At 57.2% G+C, this 16925-nt stretch carries 16 protein-coding genes; 8 read left to right on the forward strand and 8 right to left on the reverse strand.

Going from position 1 to position 16925, the window contains the following annotated elements; translation table 11 throughout:
• Nucleotides 1-125: 125 nt before the first annotated feature.
• Nucleotides 126-815 (forward strand): 7-cyano-7-deazaguanine synthase QueC, encoded by a 690-nt coding sequence (gene queC, locus ACMXYI_RS15860; protein WP_415768039.1) that lies wholly within the window; start codon nt 126-128, stop codon nt 813-815.
• Between the two features lie 50 nt (nt 816-865).
• Here queC and ACMXYI_RS15865 read toward each other — a convergent pair whose 3' ends face one another.
• Together ACMXYI_RS15865 and ACMXYI_RS15870 are read right to left on the reverse strand one after the other, a co-directional pair.
• Nucleotides 866-1744: a queuosine precursor transporter gene (locus ACMXYI_RS15865; RefSeq protein WP_415768040.1), complete on the reverse strand. Its 879-nt coding sequence runs from the start codon at nt 1742-1744 to the stop codon at nt 866-868.
• Nucleotides 1728-2330 (reverse strand): helix-turn-helix transcriptional regulator, encoded by a 603-nt coding sequence (locus tag ACMXYI_RS15870; protein ID WP_415768041.1) that lies wholly within the window; start codon nt 2328-2330, stop codon nt 1728-1730. Before ACMXYI_RS15870 ends, ACMXYI_RS15865 begins: the two co-directional genes overlap by 17 nt.
• Before the next feature lie 395 nt (nt 2331-2725).
• Here ACMXYI_RS15870 and ACMXYI_RS15875 point away from each other — a divergent pair, with 395 nt between their 5' ends.
• From ACMXYI_RS15875 to ACMXYI_RS15895, 5 genes are all read left to right on the forward strand, one after another.
• Nucleotides 2726-3109 carry a DUF6124 family protein gene (locus ACMXYI_RS15875; RefSeq protein WP_415768042.1) on the forward strand — a complete coding sequence of 128 codons (384 nt, stop codon included), beginning with the start codon at nt 2726-2728 and terminating at the stop codon, nt 3107-3109.
• Nucleotides 3110-3146: 37 nt separating this feature from the next.
• Nucleotides 3147-3401, forward strand: coding sequence for a hypothetical protein (locus ACMXYI_RS15880; RefSeq protein WP_415768043.1), 255 nt, complete (start codon nt 3147-3149; stop codon nt 3399-3401).
• Nucleotides 3402-3814: 413 nt separating this feature from the next.
• The gene (locus ACMXYI_RS15885; protein ID WP_415768044.1) at nt 3815-4315 is read left to right on the forward strand and encodes a sigma-70 family RNA polymerase sigma factor; all 501 of its coding nucleotides are present in this window, start codon (nt 3815-3817) and stop codon (nt 4313-4315) included.
• 40 nt (nt 4316-4355) lie between these two features.
• A complete protein-coding gene (locus ACMXYI_RS15890; RefSeq protein ID WP_415768045.1) occupies nt 4356-5339 on the forward strand; it encodes a FecR family protein in 984 nt (327 codons plus the stop codon).
• Between the two features lie 97 nt (nt 5340-5436).
• Entirely contained in the window at nt 5437-7860 is a 2424-nt protein-coding gene (locus tag ACMXYI_RS15895) for a TonB-dependent siderophore receptor (RefSeq protein WP_415768047.1), read from the forward strand.
• A 116-nt stretch (nt 7861-7976) separates the two neighbouring features.
• On the opposite strand, the gene ACMXYI_RS15900 is transcribed toward ACMXYI_RS15895, so the two are convergent.
• Nucleotides 7977-9128, reverse strand: a complete 1152-nt coding sequence (locus ACMXYI_RS15900; RefSeq protein ID WP_415768048.1) for an MFS transporter — start codon at nt 9126-9128, stop codon at nt 7977-7979.
• 271 nt (nt 9129-9399) lie between these two features.
• Here ACMXYI_RS15900 and ACMXYI_RS15905 point away from each other — a divergent pair, with 271 nt between their 5' ends.
• Entirely contained in the window at nt 9400-10557 is a 1158-nt protein-coding gene (locus ACMXYI_RS15905) for an aromatic ring-hydroxylating oxygenase subunit alpha (protein WP_415768050.1), read from the forward strand.
• Nucleotides 10558-10706: 149 nt separating this feature from the next.
• Here the strand turns inward: ACMXYI_RS15905 and ACMXYI_RS15910 are convergent, their stop codons facing one another.
• Nucleotides 10707-11264, reverse strand: coding sequence for a carboxymuconolactone decarboxylase family protein (locus ACMXYI_RS15910; protein WP_415768051.1), 558 nt, complete (start codon nt 11262-11264; stop codon nt 10707-10709).
• Between the two features lie 226 nt (nt 11265-11490).
• Between ACMXYI_RS15910 and ACMXYI_RS15915 the strand changes: the two genes are divergently transcribed.
• Nucleotides 11491-12483: a diaminopimelate epimerase gene (locus ACMXYI_RS15915; RefSeq protein WP_415768052.1), complete on the forward strand. Its 993-nt coding sequence runs from the start codon at nt 11491-11493 to the stop codon at nt 12481-12483.
• Between the two features lie 113 nt (nt 12484-12596).
• Here the strand turns inward: ACMXYI_RS15915 and codA are convergent, their stop codons facing one another.
• From codA to ACMXYI_RS15935, 4 genes are all read right to left on the reverse strand, one after another.
• On the reverse strand, nt 12597-13844 hold the full coding sequence (codA, locus tag ACMXYI_RS15920; RefSeq protein WP_415768053.1) for a cytosine deaminase: 1248 nt from the start codon (nt 13842-13844) through the stop codon (nt 12597-12599).
• Between the two features lie 13 nt (nt 13845-13857).
• Nucleotides 13858-15129, reverse strand: a complete 1272-nt coding sequence (codB, locus tag ACMXYI_RS15925) for a cytosine permease (protein WP_415768054.1) — start codon at nt 15127-15129, stop codon at nt 13858-13860.
• 268 nt (nt 15130-15397) lie between these two features.
• Nucleotides 15398-16219 carry an alpha/beta fold hydrolase gene (locus tag ACMXYI_RS15930; protein WP_415768055.1) on the reverse strand — a complete coding sequence of 274 codons (822 nt, stop codon included), beginning with the start codon at nt 16217-16219 and terminating at the stop codon, nt 15398-15400.
• Between the two features lie 180 nt (nt 16220-16399).
• Entirely contained in the window at nt 16400-16861 is a 462-nt protein-coding gene (locus ACMXYI_RS15935; protein ID WP_415768056.1) for a GNAT family N-acetyltransferase, read from the reverse strand.
• Nucleotides 16862-16925 lie beyond the last annotated feature (64 nt).

Below are 16925 nucleotides of genomic sequence, written 5' to 3' on the forward strand. Positions count from 1 at the left end.
TAGAACTGACACAAACGGAAACCGGAGACGGTCATTTCGGAAACCTCCCACACCTAGAGTTTGAGCATCCCGGTAGGGTCAACGGCCCCGGCACCCTGCCGAGACACCCCAAGGAAGAACGAACCATGACCAGAAAGGCCGTTATCGTTTTCAGCGGCGGACAAGACTCAACCACCTGCTTGATCCATGCATTGCCAATGTACGATGAAATCCACTGCATTACATTTGATTATGGCCAGCGCCATCGTGCGGAAATCGAAGTGGCGCAACAGCTTTCAAAACAGCTTGGCGTGAAGGTGCACAAAGTATTAGACGCTTCGTTGTTGAGCGAACTGGCCATTAGCAGTTTGACGCGCGACCACATTCCAATTGCAAGGAGTACGGGGGACGGCGTGCCTGATACGTTCGTACCTGGCAGGAACATTTTGTTTTTAACGTTGGCTTCTATTTATGCCTATCAGGTAGGCGCTGAAGCTGTCATCACAGGTGTGTGTGAAACAGAGAGCTCTGGTTATCCTGATTGTGGTGATGAGTTTGTTAAGGTGTTGAACAGCGCCATTCACTTGGGCATGGACTATAAAATTCGAATCGAGACGCCGCTTATGCGGCTGAATAAGGCAGAGACTTGGGCTTTGGCTGATTATCATAAGCAGCTGGATTTGATTCGTTACCATACATTGACTTGCTACAACGGAATAATGGGAAGTGGGTGTGGTGACTGTGATGCATGTGTTCTTCGTGCGAAAGGGTTGAGTGAGTTTCTCGAAAGCAGAGCGAAGGTTTTGAATAGCCTGAAAATCAAACTAAAACTATAAAAGCAATTTGCTGCTGGGGGGGTGGCTATTAGTGCCAACTCCCTCAGGATTTATACAGGTTGACCTGCCGCTATATACCTTTTAAATAACGATCTTGCTCCGTAGGCAGGTAGGATGTTGAAAACTGCAAAACACATCTTTATAGCTATCTGCACATACACGATATTGAGTATGTCGCTGTTTTGCATTGATCCATAAAATGCTATAAAGCAAAAAATGAAACTGTCTATTATTACCGCGAAAAAAGTGCTGAAAAAAACTCGCAAGAATAGAAATCTGGAATTTGTAAGTTCTTTTATTCTACATAGAAGATAAGAGTTGACGTATTCAGAGAAAAGGAAAGAAATACAGGAGGCTACTAATACCGATGATACATGTGCAATCACCTCGCTGTAGGGCTCGTCGAGTTTCCAGCCAGATAAGCTTGGAAGATAGCTGGTGGCACTCAGCAGAATGATAATGAATGCATTACTTGCAAAAGCAAACAATATAGCTCGTCTCGCGAGTCTGAGCCCGTAAGATTCATTCAGTATGTCAACTACTAAAAAGGTCAGTGGGTATAGAAAAACACCCGGGGTAACAACGATATCGAATGACTCTATGTACACAAGTTTCGTCGCGGCAACATTTGTGAAGATGTAAAGGGCGAAAAGAAGCAGGTTAAGGGCAACGTAAGTCATCCACGATTTTTCATGACGATCATTCATTTCGTAGGTGGTCAATGCAGCGCCGCCAGAATAATACTTCCGGTATATGTCCTTGATTTCCATCTTGCTTAGGTTGTCTATTATTTCGCTTCTCAATATCTCGTCTAACTTTATTTTTATAATTTTTCCTGTGGAGATGATCATGATTACGACTAAGTTTTTGTTTTTTTCAAATCCCAATAATTTGTATTTGCTGTTTTCGTCTTCATTGTTGTTTGCCATTAAACCTCTCCTCGATCACATCTCCAATAATACAAAAAGAATCATTGCAGATGTCATGGCTTACTATAGTAAGTTTTTTTGTTGATTTTTCGTACGCCAGCTTCTCTCCGTTGTCACTCGATAAGCCCTTCCTCACTATCAAGAGATCTCCTTTTTCATTCATTCCAATAATTTCATTCTCCAGAAGCACGCCTATTACATTGCAGGCCGTACCGAAGTAATACGTCAACGGATGCGTGATGGCCAGCTCGCCAATCCTTTTGTCCAGACTCTGAATCAGCAAGCTCTCTCTAATAATCGGAACCGCTGCCGGATTCATGTTTCCAAGTGGGGAGGTGCTACTCTCTATTGTTTCTTTTTCTTCAAAATTAATCGTCTCTATTTCCGTATAAGACACGCCAAAAAAATCCGATATTTTTCGAATGGTTGATTGTTGTACATGGACGACCCTTCCTTCCAAAATGTTATAGATGGTCGTTCTGGTCAATCCGCTAGCATTGCACAATGAAAGCCGAGTCTCTCCACGGCTCTTTATCAGGTACTTGATGTTGTTTTTTAATTTTTCCGTTCTGTCTTTCTTGTGCATTAAATATTTACCATTTGCTTGTCGTTGCAATAGATCGCACGAAGGGAGGTGATTCGCTTTGAGTGCAGCATCCTACACGCCTAGCCCTTGGGCAAAAAAGATAATTTTTCACGCGGGTTAAACAACTGTGAAATATTTTCTATTGCCACGATTGGGCTCGGACATTGTATGTAAGACGTTGCCTACTCTATCTATAGATGTTTCTTACAGTAACAAGGAAGAGCCAGAAAATATTAATTAGGTAAGAATCATTTAATTACACAGATGTTCATTTATTTGATTAATTAAATGGAATTTTCTGGTAATAAATCTACCGGTCGCCCTGTATAGCCGTCACCCAATCCTGGTTGAGGGCAAGAGACGGGCGCTTTCTTACCCTTGCAAGGAGCTCAGGCATGAAAAAGATCACCTCAAACGCAATCGAACCGTCAGGCCTTCCGGCCGACGACACCGTCGATTCATCCAGTCCCGCCAAAGTCACCGAACAACTCGTCAGCGTGCCCCTGCTCACTCACACACGTCCCGCATCTGCCAGCTATTTCTTCGCCGTCGTTCCGGATGTCGACACGGAATCCCTGCTCTGTCATGCCTCTGAAACCCTGGCCTCCCTCAGTGCCATGGCCACCGATCTCGCCCGTGAACTGGAAGGCCCTCGTCGCCATGTCATTGTGGGTATTCAGCAACTGTCCGCGCTGGGCGAATTGCTGGTCAATCGAGCGCTGGACAACCTGGAACCGCCCCGGGGATCGTTTGACGTGCCGTCTAACTGCCAACGCTGAATAATCGTGTGCCTTTACCCAATGGAGGTTTTTCATCATGGATCGATACATGCCTATCACTGGCATCGACTGCAACATCCCATCATTGCTGATCGACACTGAAGCACCACTGGACGTGTTGCATGAAACCGCGGCCTATCGCATTCGTACCGCAACGCAGCTGCTGGAGAGCATTGCGTTTGGCGAGGGTGTCCACAGTGAGCTGGCGCGGGTGTTGGTGACTTCACTGCGCGATGGCTGTGATTTGATGGATGCGGTTGGACGACGATTGCAGGGGCAGGTTTCAGCGTAGGAAAAAGGTTGCCTTTGGGCGTAATGCCAGTCAGTTAAGCAATTTCAGCTGCGCCGCATTTCTTGTAGCAGCTGGCGAAGCCTGCGTTCGGCTGCGTAGCAGTCGTAAAATCAGCAACTGCGGTGCGTCAGGCGGACCGCGTTAGCCGGATTCACGACTGCTTCGCAGCCGAACGCAGGCTTCGCCAGCTGCTACAAAGTTTTCGTTGCGGCTGAAATGGCTTAACTGATCGGCGTTACGTCTTTCGGCGCCCCTTTACAAACAGGTTGGCTGGTCATTGGCCAGCCAACCACGCACAAGGTCATCAGCGGATAGGCAGGGGCGCAAAAACCTGTGTAGCGCCGGTCTGGAATCCGTTGCTTCCGGTTAATAGGAAGCATTACTATTCACGCCCGTCTTCACAGCACACCGCAATGATCCCCAAGCTGCCCCGCAGACACGGCTTTTTCGAGCATTACGAAGAGTTGGTCGGGACCTGGACCCGTCGCCTGAGAAATCGTCAGCAGGCCGAGGACCTGGCCCACGACACCTTCGTGAGGGTGCTTGAGTCCGATTCGGCGACGGTTGCACAACCTCGGGCGTATTTGCACCAGACCGCGCGCAACATCGCGGTGGATGGTTATCGGCGGGAGGATCGGCGGGGCGCCATGGAGTCGGAGGCGGTTGATCACAGTGTGTCGTCGTCCGGCGACCCGGAGCATTTCATGCATGCGGTCCAGTTGGCTGACTCCATCGAACGGGCGCTCACCGAGCTGCCGGTCAACTGCCGCAAGGTGTTTGTCTGGCAGAAGATCGAAGGCCTGACCCAGGCCGAAATCGCCGAACGCCTGGGACTGTCCAAGAACATGGTGGAAAAGTATATGATCCGCACGCTGCGGCATCTGCGCGACCGCCTTGACGGATTGCAGCCATGATCGGCGGTGCCTTCTCATCCCCAGCCAAACAGGAACTTCCATGATGGATACTCGTGATTGTGCGTGCGGGCAAACAACGGTTCGCGACGAGGCGGCGCGCTGGTTTGTGCGTTTGCAGGAACCTGCGGTGAATGTCGAAGAGTATCGGCATTTCGAAGCCTGGCTGGACGAACACCCTCAGCATCGCGACGAATTCCAGTTGCTCCAGGGCTTGTGGTCGGCGGCGGATTTGCTGCCGGCGGCGCGTCTGCAAGCCTTGTGTGAAACGCCGCCTGCGCGCAGCAAGCGCCGTCCGCTGGTGCGTTATGCGGTGGCCGCCAGTGTGTTGGCCGTCGCGCTCGGGTTGGGGTTGTTCAGCGGTTTGAATCACCCGGCGATCTACACCGCCGAATTTTCCACGGCCCTGGGCGAGCGACGTCATGTGGCGTTGCCGGACGGTTCGGTGATCGACCTGAACAGCCGCAGCCGCGTTCAGGTGCGCTATGAAAACGACCGCCGTAGCATCGAGCTGACCCAGGGCGAAGCGATGTTCAGCGTCGAGCACGACACCCGTCGGCCCTTCGTGGTCGAGGCGGGCAGCGGCAAGGTCACGGTCACCGGCACCCGTTTTGATGTACGCCGCGACACCGCCCAAACCCGGGTTGTGGTGGAGCAGGGCACCGTCAAGGTTCAGGGGCACGCAGCGGCGGACAGCGATTTCATCAGCCTCACGGCCGGCCTCGGTACGCACATCGATGCCCAGGGCAAAGTGGCCGCTGCCTACGCGGTCAACCCTGCCGAGCTGACCGCCTGGCGCAGCGGCAAACTGGTGTTCACCAACGCCAGACTCAGCGACGTCGCCGAGGAAGTCTCGCGCTATCGGGCGAAACCGCTCACCGTCGGCAACGACAAAGTGGGCAATCTGCGCCTGACCAGCGTGTTCAAATCCGACAACACCGACGCACTGCTCAAGGCCTTGCCGAGCATTCTGCCGGTGGCCGTGCGCACCCTCGATGACGGCAGTCAGGAAATAATTTCAAAATAAATTCAGGTTTTTTTCGAGTTGATCGTCTTCCTGTCCAACTGCAACTGGTTTGCATTAACAAGCGCACACTCTTGCGATCCACAGGACTACGTTCGACGTGAAAAAATCCACCGCTAAAAACAACAAATCACCTTGGTTGCGCCTCGCTCTCGCCCTGGCTGTCACCGCGGCGCTGCCCCAGGTTTTTGCCGCCGACGCGATTCACATCCCGGCGCAACCCCTGGGTCAGGCCTTGAGTGAACTGGGTCAGCAAACCTCGCTGCAGGTGTTCTTCAGCCCTGAGCTGGTCGCCGGCAAACAGTCCCCGGCGGTGGACGGTAACCTTTCGCCAGAAGACGCGCTGCGCCAGTTGCTGCAAGGCAGCGGTCTGCAATACCAGATCGACGAAGGTTCGGTCACGTTGATGCCGGCTCCGACTTCGGCTGCAAACGGCCCTTTGGAACTGGGCGTGACCGACATCAAGGTAGTCGGCGACTGGCTCGGTGACGCCGATGCCGCCGTGGTGCAGAACCACCCCGGCGCGCGTACGGTGATTCGCCGCGAGGCAATGGTCGAGCAGGGCGCAATGAACGTCGGCGACGTGCTGAAGCGCGTGCCCGGTGTGCAAGTGCAGGACGCCAACGGCACCGGCGGCAGCGACATTTCCTTGAACGTCGGCGTGCGCGGCCTGACTTCACGCCTGTCGCCACGCTCCACCGTGCTGATTGACGGCGTGCCGGCAGCGTTCGCCCCGTACGGCCAGCCGCAATTGTCCATGGCACCGATTTCCTCCGGCAATCTCGACAGCATCGACGTGGTTCGCGGCGCCGGCTCCGTGCGTTACGGGCCGCAGAACGTCGGCGGCGTGATCAACTTCGTCACTCGCGCGATTCCGGAGAAAGCCACGGGTGAAGTCGGCTCGACTCTGGAAACCTCCCAGCACGGTGGCTGGAAACACATCGACACGGCGTTTCTCGGCGGCACCGCGGACAACGGCATCGGCATGGCGCTGCTGTACTCGGGCGTGAACGGCAACGGTTACCGTGAACGCAACAACGGCAACGACATCGACGACGTGATCCTCAAGACCCACTGGGCACCCACCGATGTGGACGATTTCAGCCTCAACTTTCACTACTACGACGCCAGCGCCGACATGCCCGGCGGCCTGACCCAGGCGCAGTACGACGCCGATCCGTTCCAGTCCGACCGCAACAACGACAACTTCAGCGGCCGCCGCAAGGACGTCTCCTTCAAGTGGGCACGGCAGATCGACGACCGCACCCAGGCCGAAGTGCTGACCTACTATTCCGACAGCTTCCGTGGCAGCAACATCGCCGCTCGCGATCAGAAAACCCTCGGCTCGTTCCCGCGTACTTACTACACCTTCGGGATTGAACCGCGGGTCTCCCGCGTGTTCGACGTCGGCCCGACCACCCAGGAAGTCAGTGTCGGTTATCGCTACCTCAAGGAAGGCATGCACGAAGAGGCGAGCCGCCTGGCGCTGGTCAACAACGAGCCGGTCGTGACCAAGAGCTCGGACGGCCATGTCTATCAGGACCGCACCGGTGGCACTGAAGCCAACTCGGTGTACGTCGATAACAAAATCGACGTCGGCAACTGGACCATCACCCCCGGCATCCGCTTTGAACATATCAGCACCGACTGGCACGACCGCCCGGTGCTCGACACCGCCGGCAAACCGGTGCTGGAAAAGAACCGCAGCATCGAAAGCAACGAGCCGCTGCCGGCCCTGAGCGTGATGTATCACGTGTCGGAAGAGTGGAAGCTGTTCGCCAACTACGAAACTTCGTTCGGCAGCCTGCAGTATTTCCAGCTCGGCCAGGGTGGCGCGGGTGACGAGCCCGCCAATGGCCTGGAACCGGAAAAGGCCAAGACCTACGAGGTCGGCACGCGCTACAACAATGATGTGTGGGGCGGGGAAGTGACGCTGTTCTACATCGACTTCGATAAAGAACTGCAATACATCAGCAACGATGCGGGCTGGACCAACCTCGGCGCGACCACGCACCAGGGCATCGAGGCCTCGGTGCACTACGACATGGCGGCGCTGGACCCACGGCTCGACGGCCTGACCGCCAATGCCGGCTTCACCTACACGCGCGCCGTTTATGAAGGCGAGATCCCGGGCTTCAAGGGCCGTGACCTGCCGTTCTATTCGCGTCAGGTGGCGACTGCCGGTTTGCGTTACGACATCAACCGCTGGACCTACAACCTCGATGCGTTTGCCCAGTCAAAACAGCGCTCGCCGGGCGTTGCCGTGAACGCCGACGGCAGCTTCACCAACAACTACATCACCGAAGGCACCGCCGACGGCCAGTACGGCGACATCCCGGGTTACGTCACCTGGAACGTGCGCGGCGGTTATGACTTCGGCGCACAACTGTCGAACCTGAAAGTCGGCGCCGGGGTGAAGAACATTTTCGACAAGCAGTACTTCACCCGCTCCAGCGACAACAACTCGGGGATGTACGTCGGCGCACCGCGCACGTTCTTTGTGCAGGCTAGCGTCGGGTTCTGATAGACCGAGGTGGATTCATCGCGGGCAAGCCTTGCTCCTACAATTGATCGGTGTCGCACGCAAATATTGTGTGCTCTGAAGATCCCTGTAGGAGCAAGGCTTGCCCGCGATGCTTTTCAGACTTTCAACACCTTCCCGCCAATGGCCACCGCCACCAGCAACACCGCCATCAACCCGAAGGCAAAACTCAAACTGCTGCCATGGGCGATAAACCCGATCAACGCTGGCCCCGCAAGAATGCCGGCATAACCGAGCGTGGTAATGGCCGGCACGGCGACGCTTTCGGGCATCACCGTCTGTTTGCCCACTGCGGTGTACAGCACCGGCACAATGTTCGAACAACCCGCCCCCAACATTGCATAACCCACCAGCGCCGCTTCCCAACTCGGCGCGAAGGTCGCCACAAACAGGCCCGCTGCGGCCGTCAACCCGCCGAATACAATCACCCGGGTAGCGCCGAGACGACGCACGATTGAATCACCGGTCAAACGTCCGACGGTCATGGTCAGTGCAAACGCCGCGTAACCCAGCCCCGCATAAGCGGTGTCGATCCCGCGTTCCTGCGCCAGGAACACCGCACTCCAGTCGAGCGCCGCGCCTTCGGCGAGGAACACGATGAAACACATCCCGCCGATGAACAGCACGATGCCATGGGGAACGGCAAACGCGGGCCCCGAACTTTCGCTGCCGTAAGGCAAGAGGTGCGGCGCGGCCTTGGCCAGGGCGATCAGCAGCATCACGATCACCACCAGCGTCGCCCCCAGTGGTGAAACCCCGAAGCCGAGCAGGGCGCTGACACCCGCCGCACCGACAATCCCGCCGAGGCTGAACAACCCATGGAAGCCCGACATCATGGTCTTGCCGCTGGCCCGTTCGACGATCACCGCTTGCAGGTTCACCGTCGAATCCACCGTGCCAAGGCCCGCGCCGAACATGAACAACGCAGCAATCAACGCCGGAATCGACGTCACCGTCGCCAACAGCGGCAGGGCTGCACAGATCAGCAACACCCCGGCGCTCACCACCCGGCGACAGCCGAAACGCGTGGCCAGAAGCCCCGCCATCGGCATCGCCAGAATCGAGCCCACCCCCAGGCACAACAGCAGCAAACCGAGCGTCCCTTCATCCAGCCCGGCCCGAGCCTTGGCGTAGGGCACCAGCGGCGCCCACGCAGCGATGCCGAAACCGGCTATGAAAAAGGCGATGCGCGTGGACATCTGTTCCAGGCGTCCGGGAACAAATGCGGTTTGAGTGTTGAGGTTGGTCATATCAATCCTTGGCAAAAAACGTCGCGTATCCAAGGGACCGTGATCGACCTGCGAGGGTTCGATATCCAGTCCGCGGGATTCGCAGTCAGGCAGGGCGCCATCGTTGCACAGCGTGACCCTCTGCCGCGAGCGCAAGTACCGCCATTGTCCGGGTGGTCTACGCGAGTTACCTGATACTTCTGACAGTTTACGGCGCGTTTTTTTGCGAATAAAACGAAGGCTGGCGTTCGAGGCATCGACGACTTTGATGCCAGGACAGATTGGAGGCGATATGGACCATCCCACTCAGGTTTCACTATCAAGGACGTTGCTGGCGATGATTGAGCAGCACCAGACCAGCATGGCCAATGACATTTTTTTGAACCCCGTCGAGTCCTATACCAGCCTTGATCAACAGCAACGGGAACAACAACACGTGTTCGGCTCGCGACCATTGATGATCGGTCTTGGTGGGCAACTGGCTTACCCCGGTGACTTTCTGACAGACGATTTAAGCGGTGTGCCTGTTCTGGTTGTGCGCGACAACAAGGGATCATTGAATGCTTTTATCAATGTTTGCCGACATCGCGGGGCGAGGCTGTTGGACGGATCGGGAAACATCGCGGGTGCGATGACCTGTCCCTATCACGGCTGGGCCTATGGTCTGGATGGGCAGTTGCAGCGACTGAATCCGCCTGACAGCTTTGAGGGATTGAGTTGCACCGAGCGCAATCTGACGCAACTGAGTGTTCTGGAGCAGCATGGGCTGATCTGGGTGCACCCGACGCCGGGAGGGCAGATCGATGAAGCACAAACACTTGGCCTGTTGACCCATGAGGTCCAGTGTTTTGGTTTTCAGCATTACTCGCACTACCAAACGAGGCGTTTACGCAGGCGCTTTAATTGGAAGGTCGTTGTCGATACGTTTCTGGAGAATTGGCATTTTTCAACCCTGCATCGGCAAACGGTGCTGCCGATCTTTATACCAGGCATCAGCCATTTCGAAGGCTGTGGGCCGAATCTGCGGCTGATCATGCCACGTCGCTCTATCGTCGAACTGTTCGATCAACCCGAAGAGCAATGGGACTTGCTCCGGCATTCGGCAATTATCTACGTGCTGTTCCCCAACACACTTCTGGTCTGGCAGGGCGATCATCTGGAAGTGTGGCGGGTGTTTGCTGCAGGTCCAGACTGTGTCGATCAATGCTTGATCGAAGTGTCGTTGCACGCTCCTACGGCAGCAACGTCGGCAAAAGAGAAAAACCATTGGGATAAAAACATGACCCTTCTGATGGAAACAGTCGATGGCGAAGACTTTCAATTGGCAAAATATTTACAAAAAGGCTACGCATCCCACGCTCAGCAATACCTGACATTCGGCAGAAATGAGCCGGCACTACAACATTTCCATCGTGTGATCCGGGCAGCGATCGATGAAGGGAAAGGTTGACGGTTGAAGATAGCGTCGATGCATTTTTCCTGTGGTAACGAGACGTCGTCGGTCAACGGGCAACAAAACGCGTCACCTCGACGACCTGAGTCCCTTCCACCTGAATATGTAAAAGCGCCGCTGGAAGGGAATGCTCACCGTCGAAACATTCAACAATCACGGTTTTGGCCGCTGTCGTCTGAACCGAAAGGGTGTGATTGGCGCAACAGGCGTTTGATCGCGGCACTCAGGGGAACGGGCGAATGGCCCTTGCGAACTTGCTCGCAAAACGCCAGCGCTACCTCGCGCGGTGCAGGCGGGGGCGGCGAAACCATTCCTGCTTCATCAAACAGCCGATTGAGCTGGTCGGCCGCAGACACGGCCCTCGGGAAACCGGCGAATGCTGAAGCTTGCAGCAGTATCCCCGTCATCTCTCCGGGTGCGAGTCCCGAAGCCAACCCCGTCTTGAAATGCACACTCAAGGGTGGCCCCACCATGCCGGCCGCGACAATTGCGGCGAACGATACCGCTTCGCGCAGACGTGGGTCCAAGTCAGGACGGCCATGCAAGTAACCGTAAACTACGCCGACCGCCAGCTCACCCAGGGACGGAGCCGATCGAAATAGTGCGTCCAGACGGGCGCCTCCGTCTGGCACCAGGTCAATAAAGGTTTTCCGGCCCTCGCGGTACAGCGTGGGCATGGGTGAGTTTGGGTGTTTGCTGTTCATGGGGGTGTTCCGAGCATGAATAGAGAGTTTCACTCTGGGCCCGGTCCGAAAGATTGTCTGCTGGCATAAGTGACAGGTTAAGCAGATTTGTTCGCAATAAGAGATGATCGGTCTATAACGGAAATGCTTGCGGAACGCCTTGCGCGTTTACGCCCGGGCGGTATTTCATCGCCGGACATTGACGCCTAAAGTACAGGCACTTTCTGGCTGACTTCAGGACCGATCCATGACGCCGTTCTACGATGCTCGAGGCAATATCTATGCGGTTGTGGCGCCTGACGCCGTGCGCCGGGGAGGTATCGATCTACCCGAGCAGGCCAGTCTCGCTGCGCAAACCCGTGAGGCATGGACTGTTTCGGCTATTGAGGCCTACTGTGGCTGGGCACCCGGCACACAACCGCCAGGCAGCAAGGATCATCGTTGCGACGGTTTGCTGGTCGGTCCGTTTCAAACCTCGCCACCGTTTGACCTGCTGATCGTCAACACCGACGGCACGCTCGCAGAGCGCAGTGGCAACGGGTTGACGATTTTCTCTCAGGCCCTGAGTGAGCAAGGGCTGCTGCCGGGGGCCGAGATTTGTTTGCTCAGGGTTCATCATGACAAGGCTGATGCGGTTTCACCGGTGGATACTTCGGTGAAGCCGGCCGAGATCGAGGGTGTGAAAGGCTTCTGGCTGGATTTGGGCAAACCGTCGTTCGGGCCTGACGCGGTGGGGGCTAAAGGGGTTGATGACGGGCTGTTGAACGGTCGCGACGTCAGCCATGTGCCGCCGTTGTCGGCGCTTGATCCTGCCTGGTCTCGAAGCCAGTTCGTGCGCATCGGCAATCCACATTGTGTGACGCTTTTAGAGAGCGCCGATGCATTGCCGGGCAATGAGCAGATGCGCGAGCCGGGATTGTCCGAAGGGTTGACGCGTATCGCTTACGCCATGCCGACCGGGGCAGGGGAGCCGTGTCCTGCTGGCGTGAATCTGCAATGGGCGATGCTTGAGTCAGAAGGGCGAGTCGTCGCGCGGGTATTCGAGCGCGGAGAGGGGCCGACGGCGTCGTCGGGCACCAGCGCCAGTGCGGTGGCTTGCGCCGCATGGCGGGTGGGTTGGGTGAGCGCCGGGGAGGTAAAAGTGGTCATGCCCGGCGGTACTGCACCGATTTTGCTGGAGGAAGAGTCGGGGGAGTTGAGTCGGGTCAGTCTGTTTGGTACGGCTCGGTTAATGGGTTGATCATTCGATTGCCTTCGCGAGCAGGCTCGCTCCCACATTGGATCTGTGTCGCTTACAAATTTCCTGTGGGAGCGAGCCTGCTCGCGAAGGCGTCAGCCCAATCAACGCAAAGTTCAGCCCAGATCGCCGAAGAACTCAACCACCGGCATCTGCCGCTTCATCAACACCTTGCCATCGCGCACCGAATACAGCGGCAGGCCCTGGCTGCGGATCACCTCGTAATCGCTGTCCGCCGACAGAATCAGCAAATTCGCCGGCCGCCCGCGTTCCAGTCCGTAACGATCCTCCAAATTCATGGCCTTGGCGCTGTTGTCGGTGACCAGGTCCAGCGCGCTTTGCAGGTTGCGGTAACCGAGCATGTGGCAGATGTGCAGGCCGGCTTCGAGCACCCGCAAGATATTGCCGTTGCCCAGCGGATACCACGGGTCGACGATCGAATCCTGGCCGAAACACACGTTCATTCCCGCTTCGAGCAGCTCGTTGACTCGGGTCACGCCACGGCGTTTCGGGAAGTTGTCGAAGCGCCCTTGCAGGTGAATGCTTTCGGTGGGGCAGGAGACAAAACTAATCCCCGAATGCCCGAGCAGGCGGAACAGTTTGGCGCAGTAAGCGTTGTCGTAAGAGCCCATTGCCGTGGTGTGGCTGGCGGTCACCCGCGAGCCCATGTCGCGGCTGCGGGCTTCTTCGGCCAGCACCTCTAGAAAGCGTGAGTGCGGGTCGTCGGTTTCATCGCAATGCACGTCCACCAGGCAACCGGTGCGCTCGGCCAGGTCCATCAGGAATTTCACTGAGCTCACGCCTTGATCGCGGGTGTACTCGAAATGCGGAATACCGCCGACCACATCGGCCCCCATGCGGATCGCTTCTTCCATCAGCTCGCGACCGTTGCGGTACGACTCGATGCCTTCCTGCGGGAACGCAACGATCTGCATATCAATCAGGTGACGGCTTTCTTCGCGCACTTCGAGCATCGCCTTGAGCGCGGTGAGCTGCGGGTCGGTGACGTCGACGTGGGTGCGCACGTGCTGGATGCCGTGGGCGGCTAGGGTCTGGATGGTTTTCTTGGCGCGGGTTTTGGTGTCCTCCTCGGTGATGGTCACCTTGCGCTCGCCCCAGCATTCGATGCCTTCGAACAGCGTGCCGCTCATGTTCCAGCGCGGCTCGCCAGCGGTGAGCGTGGCGTCGAGGTGAATGTGTGGCTCGACGAAGGGTGGCACCACCAGGTTGCCGCCGGCGTCCAGATCATCGGGCCCCAGGGTTGGGGCCTCGGTCTGTCGGGCGATGTTGCTGATCAGGCCGTTTTCCAGGTGCAACTCATGCAGGCCATCTTGGTTGCGCAGGCGGGCGTTGATGATGTGCATCAGGCGAATCCTTTTATAGATCTTGTAATGGTGCGTTGGCAGTACGGGCACCCAGCACGCCAGTCAGTAACATATACGTTAGCGCGGCAGCGGCAATCCCTACCAGCGGCGCGACCCACGGTGAACTGAACGCAGCAACGGTGCCGACCGCGTAGGCACCCAGGCCAGACCAATTGAACGCCGGCAATCGGGCATCGGCCAGACGTGGGTATTGACCACGATAGCGGTAGAAGAAGTCCGCCATGATCACGCCACCAATCGGCGGAATCACAGTGCCCAGCAGAATCAGGTAGGGCACCAGCATGTCGTACATGCCCAGCAGCGCCAGCAACGTGCCGATCGCCGCGCCAGCCAGGGTCACGGTTTTGCGACGGCCGGTGCGCAGCAGATTGCACCCGGCGACGGCGAAGTTGTAGATGGTGTTGTCCTGGGTACTCCAGATATTGAGCAGCAGCATCGCCATCGCCGCCATGGCGAAGCCTTGCAACAGCAACACTTCGACCACGTCCGGTTGCTGGTAGACGATGGCACCGTAAGCACCGATCAATACCATCAGGCCGTTGCCGATGAAGAAACCGATCAGGCTCGCCAGCACCGCGACGCGTGCTGAGCGGGAGAAACGCGTCCAGTTGGTCGCTTGGGTTGCGCCGCTGACAAAGGTGCCGAACACCAAAGTAATGGCGGTCGACCAGTCCAGTGTTCCCGTCGGGACTACCGCGAGCAAACCGTCGAGTCCGCCGACCTTCACCGTGGCCACCCACATCGACAGCATCAACAGCAACATCATCGCCGGTACGGCGATGTACGACAGAATCTCCAGGCCGCGATAACCGACATACGCGGTCGCGCAAAACACCAGGCCAAACAGCACCATCAGCCCGAGAACGGCGCCCTCGCTCAACTCGAAATACTTTCCCAGCACCACGGCGGCAGTGGCTGTGCCCCAGGCGTACCAGCCGATCTGGGTAAAACCGAGGATCAGGTCGCTGAGTTTGCTGCCCACTTCACCGAAGCAAAAGCGCCCCATCAACACCGAATTCAGGCCGCTCTTGAAGGCGATATAGCCAAGGCCTGCGGCGTAGATCCCCAGCAGCAGATTGCCGACGATAATCACCGCCATCATCTCGCCGAAGCTGAACGCCACACCCAGCTTGCCGCCGGCAAACATGGTGGCGGTAAAAAAGGTGAAACCCAGCAGCACCATGGCCGTGGAGGCCAGGCCTTTGCGGGCATGCATCGGGACTTCGCTGAGGGGGTAATCGTTGCCGGGATCGTTCTGCGTCATGGGGCGTTCCTTGCTGAATGAGTGACGCGGGGGCGTGTTGCAGTGGTCGTGCCAAGCGTGGGGTGGTGTAGTTATTTATAGCCGAGCGGGGGAATTTGGCTTGAGGAAGGCTCGATAGCGGTGCGGCAGTGATGCAAGTTGGAACACTGCCGTTGATCGTTCCCATGCTCTGCGTGGGAATGCAGCCCGGGACGCTCCGCGTCCCTGCCGAAGCGGACGCGGAGCGTCCATTGAGGCATTCCCACGCAGAGCGTGGGAACGATCATCATCAAGCCGAAGGCAAAAACCGCAGGAGCGCCGCGACAATCGCTTCCGGCGCATCTTCCTGAACCAGATGCCCGGCATTCGGAATCGCCTGAAACCGCGACCCCGGAATCATCTGATGCAACGCCCGCCCGCGCTCAATGGGAATCCACTGATCGTCTTCCCCCCACAGAATCTGCACCGGACAACGAATCGTCGGGTACAGCCCTTCGGCCTCACGGGTATAACGCTCGTCCATCTGCGCGATCTGCCGATAGAACGCCGCTTGCCCCGGATCGCCGAGCCACGGCTGCACATACGGCGCGAGTTCATGATCAGGAATCTCGCGCTTGATCGCCCCGCGAATATAGGTCGGCACGATCGCCCGCTGAATGTAATCGGGCAGGCCACTGAATGCCGCCTCATGCTGACGCACATGTTGCACAAACGGCGAACCCCAGGGTGTCAGCGCCACGGGATCAATCAGCGTCAGGCTGCGGTAGTCCTTGCCGTTCAGCAGGTGAGCACGCAGGGCGGTGGCGCCGCCGAAGTCGTGAGCGACGAGGTCTGGTCGCTCCAGACCCCAGTGATCCAGCAAGTGAGCCAACAGGTCGTTCTGCACACCCAGTGACACATCGCCCTCGATTTTCTCCGATAGCCCATAACCCAACAGATCAAAGTAATGCACCCGATGGGTGGTGATGAAGTGCGGCGCAATCCGGTGCCACACGTAAGAAGAGAAGGGCGTGCCATGCACGAACACCAGCGGCGGACCGTCACCCCGTACGGCGTAGCGAACGGAGAGCCCGTTGAAGCGATAGGTCTGAGGCAGCGGCCAGTCAGCCATTGGGGGTGTCCTCTTGGCGTGGGGGAGCCAAAAAGCATAGGCATAAAAAAACAGCCATTGAAGGCTGTTTTTATATTCACTGACGAAACGCCTGTCCCTGTGGGGGGCGAGCCTTCGATGGACGCAGAATTAGCACACGGCGCAAATCCCCTGTGGGAGCAAGGTCGCTCCCACAGGTTTTTAGTGGGCAAAGCCCAGCGATTTGCTCATGTGCACACGGCGCAGGCCATTCTCTTCGACCCGGTGGGTTTCGACATACCCTCGGCGGGTGTACAGCGCAATGTTTTCGCTCATGGCTTCGTTGGTGTACAGCCGGATCGTTGGGTAACCCGCGTCGAGTGCGTGGCGTTCGGCGAAGTCCAGCAACTGACCGCCATAACCTTGCCCCTTGACCGCTGGGTTGACCGCGATGTTGTCCAGCAGCAAATACTCTTCCGTGTCGATCAACACCACAAAGCCGCTGAGTGTCTGCACGTGGGCGAGCACATGGACGCGCCTGGCCAGCACTTGACTGGCGTAGTCCTCCAGCATCGGTGCGGGTTTGCGGCCGATACGCTCGATGTAAGGCGAGTAAGCCGCCTCGACGATGGCCTCGATCTGCGCGATATCCTCAAGCGTAGCGGGGCGAATAAGCAGTGACATCAGACGGGTTCCTTTGGGCCAAGGATGAGGCCCGACTGTACCGGGGAGGACGGCGAAACGACAG

Source organism: Pseudomonas lyxosi (assembly GCF_047758685.1).
Lineage (GTDB): Bacteria > Pseudomonadota > Gammaproteobacteria > Pseudomonadales > Pseudomonadaceae > Aquipseudomonas > Aquipseudomonas lyxosi.

Excerpts from the sequence above, each read along its gene's own strand:
- queC (WP_415768039.1), top strand. The coding sequence starts at position 126 with ATGACCAGAAAGGCCGTTATCGTTTTCAGCGGCGGACAAGACTCAACC.
- ACMXYI_RS15865 (WP_415768040.1), bottom strand. The coding sequence starts at position 1,744 with ATGGCAAACAACAATGAAGACGAAAACAGCAAATACAAATTATTGGGA.
- ACMXYI_RS15870 (WP_415768041.1), bottom strand. The coding sequence starts at position 2,330 with ATGCACAAGAAAGACAGAACGGAAAAATTAAAAAACAACATCAAGTAC.
- ACMXYI_RS15875 (WP_415768042.1), top strand. The coding sequence starts at position 2,726 with ATGAAAAAGATCACCTCAAACGCAATCGAACCGTCAGGCCTTCCGGCC.
- ACMXYI_RS15880 (WP_415768043.1), top strand. The coding sequence starts at position 3,147 with ATGGATCGATACATGCCTATCACTGGCATCGACTGCAACATCCCATCA.
- ACMXYI_RS15885 (WP_415768044.1), top strand. The coding sequence starts at position 3,815 with ATGATCCCCAAGCTGCCCCGCAGACACGGCTTTTTCGAGCATTACGAA.
- ACMXYI_RS15890 (WP_415768045.1), top strand. The coding sequence starts at position 4,356 with ATGATGGATACTCGTGATTGTGCGTGCGGGCAAACAACGGTTCGCGAC.
- ACMXYI_RS15900 (WP_415768048.1), bottom strand. The coding sequence starts at position 9,128 with ATGACCAACCTCAACACTCAAACCGCATTTGTTCCCGGACGCCTGGAA.
- ACMXYI_RS15905 (WP_415768050.1), top strand. The coding sequence starts at position 9,400 with ATGGACCATCCCACTCAGGTTTCACTATCAAGGACGTTGCTGGCGATG.
- ACMXYI_RS15910 (WP_415768051.1), bottom strand. The coding sequence starts at position 11,264 with ATGAACAGCAAACACCCAAACTCACCCATGCCCACGCTGTACCGCGAG.
- ACMXYI_RS15915 (WP_415768052.1), top strand. The coding sequence starts at position 11,491 with ATGACGCCGTTCTACGATGCTCGAGGCAATATCTATGCGGTTGTGGCG.
- codA (WP_415768053.1), bottom strand. The coding sequence starts at position 13,844 with ATGCACATCATCAACGCCCGCCTGCGCAACCAAGATGGCCTGCATGAG.
- codB (WP_415768054.1), bottom strand. The coding sequence starts at position 15,129 with ATGACGCAGAACGATCCCGGCAACGATTACCCCCTCAGCGAAGTCCCG.
- ACMXYI_RS15930 (WP_415768055.1), bottom strand. The coding sequence starts at position 16,219 with ATGGCTGACTGGCCGCTGCCTCAGACCTATCGCTTCAACGGGCTCTCC.
- ACMXYI_RS15935 (WP_415768056.1), bottom strand. The coding sequence starts at position 16,861 with ATGTCACTGCTTATTCGCCCCGCTACGCTTGAGGATATCGCGCAGATC.